Source organism: Pseudoalteromonas sp. P1-7a, from assembly GCF_001401855.1.
Lineage (GTDB): Bacteria > Pseudomonadota > Gammaproteobacteria > Enterobacterales > Alteromonadaceae > Pseudoalteromonas.
In genome coordinates, this window is sequence record NZ_LKDU01000061.1 from 1 (window position 1) to 4965 (window position 4965).

Here is a 4965-nt window from a genome sequence, read left to right on the forward strand (position 1 = left end):
TTTTTTTTAAGCCTACTCCATTCTTTTTCAATTATTTCAAATAAATTTGTTTCTTTGTAATTAGGTGGTTGTTCTACCTTTTTCCAATTTTCAAATGTTTCTAACAATTCATCTAACAGCACTAGTTCGTGTTTAATACGTGAGGACTCAAAGTCGTTAACCTCTGACTTAGCTAATAACTTAATTGAACCTACAATAGGCTCTAACTCGTGAATAATTTGACCAATTGAGTCTGAAACTGCTTCGCTGCGTATGGCGTTGAGATCATCAGTTCCTACTTCTATCTGATGCTGTGTAGGCTTTAGAGGACCCTGTTTATTCGAACTTACTATGTCCTGTAAGGCGCTAGACAACCAAGGTTGATTAGCTTCTCTTGCAGCAGCTTCTATCGTGGAGATTTGCTCAGAAGTGACACTTTTTGCTATTTCTTTCAGCTTTTCTATTTGTTTATCAGGTCGAAGATTTTTAAGCTCAGTTAAAAGAGAGTTAATATCCATAATTAACTCGCATAAAAATTAGAGCGTAATTGAAATGCTTCTTTACCACCTTCCATAATCGACTCTATAACTTGTTTAACATCTAGTGAATCAATCTTACCTGAACATTTTATGAAACCTTTTTGTCCATTAGACTCTAGATTAATAACATTATTAGCGTTCCCTAAAACAGGAATGTTTGCATTGTGGCTAGATAGGATTGTTTGAGTATAATTTGATCTTTGCTTTATTGATTTTATTAAAGTCTGAGCAATAAACTCATTGTCTAAATGATCTTCAGGTTGATCAACTACTAGAACTCTATTGGTATTTTCCAATATAACTGAAAGTGCGACTGTACATCTTTGTCCTATCGACAACTGCTCTACAGGTTTATAATTACGATGATCTAGTAGCGAAAACTCCGCTGTATCCTCAATTTTAGCTGTCAAAATAGGGCCAATATTAATCTCACTTAAATAACCTAACAATCTAGTTGCTCTATCTAGGGGGAGGCCAATCGAGTTAGCAAAATCTTGGTACTTTAATGTGTGTGTGTAATAAAGAAGCCAAGCTGGTGAAACTTTTTGTGTAATAGTTGATATGACTTCCTTATATTTTAACCCTGAACCTCTTAAACAACCTTCGAGTGCATTACTATAATCGTTAAGGTTAGAATTTGGGGTCAGTGACGAGTTTATTGCAGGAAGCAAATTAGCATTTAAATAGTTTACAATTTGTGATCTTTTTGATTGTACTAAGTCTCTTAAGGTGGCTACTTTTTCTAATGTAGATTGGATATCGTCATAAATGTGACCAATCTTATCTTTTTTATCCTGAGCAATCCTTTGAGTGTTTTCTATTTGAGCTAAGGTTTGTCTTAGCCTTCCTAGCTCTCCAAGTATTGCGCCTGCGCCCTGATTAAAATTATCTACATTAATACGATTTGATCTAGCTTGTTCTTCTAAATTTAGTTTTTTATTAGTTAATGTATTAATTGTATTGTTTATAGTGTCCAGAAGATCACGATTGCTTTTTATTAAAAATTGAATCGTTGCTGAGTCTTTTGCAAAAGATTGAGAAACAATTTCATTCAATTTTATTGCTTCTTGGCTGTTATATTTTTGAAGATATAAAGGTGTGTTTAAAGACTCAAGATGAGATATTCTTTGAAGTAATGAGTTTTTTACAGCTGATATGTTTTGCAAATCAACACTAATTGCAGCTAATTCTGACTGAATATTATTGAGCGCATTTTGACTGTTTTGCATTGATGCATTTTGCTTTTGTATTTCTTGTTGCTGAAGCAATAATTGGTTTTCTCTATTCTTCAAGCTTTGAAATTGAGCTGTACTCTCCAGCAACTCTGATAGCTCTTTTTTACTTTGCGATAGTTGGGCGCATGAATTGTTTATTTGACTATTTAAATTAATTAATTCTTTTTGTTTTTCAGCTATTTCAGAATCAAAGCTATCTATCAAAGCTAACCTTCCTGAAGCATTAAGACTTACGGTCTCTATTTCTTTTTGTGAAAAAATTATTGGTTTTTCAAAGTACGTTGTGGAAAACGGCTCTCTATCCATAGCTGAACGAGAAACCGTTATTGGGGTTCCGTTATGCATTGCTTCTATGGTCACTCTTCCTGTTGATTGTAGTATGGAAACAGCATGAGAGGAGGACTCATTAGCGTTTGAAGATAAGTTGTCGACACCTAAGCCAAACCTAATTAACTCTATTACTGACGTTTTTCCTACACCTCGTCCACCAACTAGAACATTTAAACCTTCTGTAAAACTAAGATCTAATCCATCGAAAAAGCCTTCTTCTACTTTTAATTTTTTAATAATCAATTTTAGATTCCTTTCAAATTAGGTCTGTGTTTAAGCCCGCGGCTTTTAACCGTTGAGTGATATTTCGCATTTTCGAAAATTCAGTGCCAAAGCTGGGTTTAAGGCCAACCCCTTCGCAAAACTCTTTAGCAGTCATGCTTTTTAAGCTACCTGCATATTTGATCATTTGCAGATGCAACTCAGTGGTGTACTGGTTGCGTGGCGCATCATCTAAGGCTTGTTTGATGTGGTCGAAGATTGCTTGCTCGTTCATAAGGCTATTCTTCTTTTTGACTGTGATTTATCTAATTTATATAAATTAGATAAATAAGCAAGTAGAACCTACTAGAACCGTTTTAATGATTGATATTTCGCTCATTGCCATTTATCTAATCAATATTTGATCTTTAATTGATAACTAAGAGAAATATGATTATTTGTATACTCAAAAAATATCACAAAATATTTAATGATTTTTCAATTGTTTATGGAGTCAAAATAATTAATAGGAAATTATAATATTTATTTTTATAAATATTAATTCCTTGTTTTTCAATGTGTTATACATATATGCAAGTTGAGTTGATCAAAATTTAGGTCTACGATCACATTCGTGTTTAAACGAATTTGGAAATCAAAGGGGTCAAATCTTGACTTCAGACATCAAAGGTCTAAATTTATAATTTACAGCTTATCGAGTTGATTACTATGTCTAGGCCGCTGCGAATAGAGTATGAGAATGCGTTTTATCATGTAATGAATCGGGGAAGAGGGCGTGAAAATACCTTTTTGAGCGATGACGACTTTAAGTATTTTTTATATTGTATTGAGCAAGCAAGCCTTCGCTTTAATATTGAAGTGCATTCTTATTGTTTAATGACCAATCATTACCACCTGCTAATCAAAACCCCTGATGCAAATTTAGGCCAAGCCATGAAGCATATTAATGGCCTTTATACTCAATACTTTAACCGAACCCATAATACAGATGGTGCACTGTTTAGAGGTCGCTACAAAGCGGTGTTGGTGGATGCTGATAATTACTTACTCCATGTTAGCCGTTATATACATCGTAACCCTGTAGAAGCAAGTACACCGCTAGTCGATGAACTCATTGACTATAAATGGTCTAGCTACTCAGCCTTCATCAAAAAAGCGGCGACACCGAAATGGTTAGTTCGAGACTTTATATTTTCGCTTCAAGGAAAAAAGCGTAAATATGCTGCGTACAAACAGTTTGTTGAATATGAAAATAATAAAGAAATAAGCGCTTTTTATAGTGCTAAAAAGTTATTGTCGGTTTTAGGTTGTGAGGACTTTATTGAAAGTATAAAAGACTACATTGCCAAGCCTGATAGCGAAAGAAAGCTTGTTAGTAAAAATCACTCAGCAGATGAAGTTATAGCTTACTTAGCTCAATACTTTAATGTTGAGGTTAATGAGATTATAACGGTTAAAAAGGGGCGAAAAGAGAAAAATTTACCACGCTGGTTTGCTATTAAATTATGCCAAGATTTAACGGGGTTAAATTTGCAGGCATTAGCAGCTGTTTTTAATGTTGAGCATTATTCGGCGATATCGAAAGCTGTAGGTAGGTTGAATAAATTAATGGTTGAAGATGAAAAGGTTAAATTACAATTGGAAAAACTTCGAGATTGTTTGATGTCTGAAGTCAAGATTTGACCCCATCTAAAGACCTTATTCGGCGATATCGAAAGCTGTAGGTAGATTGAATAAATTAATGCTTGAAGATGAAAAGGTTAAGTTACAATTGGAAAAACTTCGAGATTGTTTGATGTTTGAAGTCAAGATTTGACCCCATCTAAAGACCGACCTCATCTAAATGCAGACCCCATTTAAAAAGGGCAATGTTACTGCCCTTTTTGACGCACTTAAACTTATTTTTATAACCTATAGCGGACTAAACTTTGCTCTACCCCCTATTTTAATCATCAGGGCCTTTTAAAGTAAACACTAAGTGTTTACGCATATCTTTTAAAATCACGCCTTTTTTAAGCATTGCGGCGCTCAAGCGCTTTTGCCATTTTAATAAATCAGGCTCTGCGGCTGCTAAAGCTTGTTCGTTTTCGAACTGAAAGCACAGCAGTAGTGAACTTGGAAATAAGTGGTACTCCACATCAAACCAGCACTGCAACATGCCAGGGATTTCTTCGCGACCTTGTGCTTCTAGTTTATCGGCGACATTAAGCACAAGTGCTTGTTGTTTTACTTGCACTGCAGAGAGTTTTTTCATTATTAAAATCCAAATTAGCGGCTAATAGATACAGCCAGAATGCGGGCATTATACGCAAGCTTGTAGGCAGGCAACAACCGTGGGTTGATTTGAGCGAAGCGAGACCTAACGCACAGCCAATGTAATAACCACAATAAGTAAAAATGCTATTACTTGTAGGCGCTTAGCTTGCAAGCGCGTTGGCCGAAAGCGCGCACTATTTGGTTTTACATGTAGAGGGAGTTTGTTTTAGTTTTTTAAGCAAGAAAACGTACCTAAATTACTATTACCCCCTCAAATAACGATTCCCACACCGAAAATAAAAACGACACTATTTTGCTAAAAGCTAAAAGCTAAAAGCTAAAAGCTAAAAGCTAAAAGCTAAAAGCTAAAAGCTAAAAGCTAAAAGCTAAAAGCTAAAAGCTAA

At 34.9% G+C, this 4965-nt stretch carries 5 protein-coding genes; 1 reads left to right on the plus strand and 4 read right to left on the minus strand.

Annotated elements, in window-relative coordinates:
• The 3 genes from AN389_RS19270 to AN389_RS19280 form a co-directional block, all read right to left on the minus strand.
• Positions 1-497, minus strand: a 497-nt coding sequence (locus tag AN389_RS19270) for a hypothetical protein (protein ID WP_146258096.1), incomplete at its 3' end; no start/stop codon positions are given.
• 2 nt (positions 498-499) lie between these two features.
• Positions 500-2326 carry an AAA family ATPase gene (locus AN389_RS19275; protein ID WP_055020484.1) on the minus strand — a complete coding sequence of 609 codons (1827 nt, stop codon included), beginning with the start codon at positions 2324-2326 and terminating at the stop codon, positions 500-502.
• A gap of 13 nt (positions 2327-2339) precedes the next feature.
• On the minus strand, positions 2340-2579 hold the full coding sequence (locus AN389_RS19280; protein ID WP_055020485.1) for a hypothetical protein: 240 nt from the start codon (positions 2577-2579) through the stop codon (positions 2340-2342).
• Between the two features lie 434 nt (positions 2580-3013).
• Between AN389_RS19280 and AN389_RS19285 the strand changes: the two genes are divergently transcribed.
• Positions 3014-3988, plus strand: a complete 975-nt coding sequence (locus AN389_RS19285; RefSeq protein ID WP_055020486.1) for a transposase — start codon at positions 3014-3016, stop codon at positions 3986-3988.
• A gap of 262 nt (positions 3989-4250) precedes the next feature.
• On the opposite strand, the gene AN389_RS19290 is transcribed toward AN389_RS19285, so the two are convergent.
• Entirely contained in the window at positions 4251-4559 is a 309-nt protein-coding gene (locus tag AN389_RS19290; protein ID WP_004587588.1) for a hypothetical protein, read from the minus strand.
• Between the last annotated feature and the right edge of the window lie 406 nt (positions 4560-4965).

Excerpts from the sequence above, each read along its gene's own strand:
- AN389_RS19280 (WP_055020485.1), bottom strand. The coding sequence starts at position 2,579 with ATGAACGAGCAAGCAATCTTCGACCACATCAAACAAGCCTTAGATGAT.
- AN389_RS19285 (WP_055020486.1), top strand. The coding sequence starts at position 3,014 with ATGTCTAGGCCGCTGCGAATAGAGTATGAGAATGCGTTTTATCATGTA.
- AN389_RS19290 (WP_004587588.1), bottom strand. The coding sequence starts at position 4,559 with ATGAAAAAACTCTCTGCAGTGCAAGTAAAACAACAAGCACTTGTGCTT.